Origin of the sequence: Burkholderia sp. Bp8998 (assembly GCF_003854235.1) — a bacterium.
Taxonomy (GTDB): Bacteria; Pseudomonadota; Gammaproteobacteria; order Burkholderiales; family Burkholderiaceae; genus Burkholderia.
On sequence record NZ_QTQF01000166.1, the window covers coordinates 1 to 537 of the forward strand.

1 protein-coding gene is annotated in these 537 nt (G+C 65.4%); it reads left to right on the plus strand.

The window, feature by feature from the left end:
* Positions 1 to 537 (plus strand): DUF2345 domain-containing protein (locus tag DIE06_RS37995; RefSeq protein WP_148094396.1); only part of this gene is annotated, 537 nt, incomplete at both ends.

Genomic DNA, 537 nt, shown 5'->3' on the forward strand with positions numbered 1-537 from the left:
ACGCAGGCGCGCGAACTACAGGAAAGTCTCACTGGCTTGGCGCAACGGCATCAGGCGCAACAGCACGCCGCGGACCAGAGCGACGTGACGCGGGCGATCAAGGCCCGCAACGATGCGATTCGGGGAACACCGTCTGGCGCGGCAGACGACTTCCCGGAGCTGACGGAGCGCGACATTGTGATGGCCGCATCGGCGGGTATCAGTCTGGCGGCCGAGCGCGGCATCCATATCGCGAGCGACGAGGATGTGGCCGTCACGAGCGGCCGGCATGTCGGGATTGCCGTGGGGCGTTCGCTGTTCGCGAGCGTGTCGAATGCGTTCTCGCTGTTCGTGCACAAGGCGGGCATGGCGCTCGTCGCCGCGGCGGGGAAAGTGCGTGTCGAAGCACAGACCGATGGTATGGACGTGACGGCCAAGAGGGCAATCCGGATCACAAGCACGACCGACAGCATCCACCTGCACGCGGCCGAGGAAATCGTGCTGCACGCCGGCAGTACGGAGGTTCGTATCAGCGATCAGGGTTACGTGGTACGGACG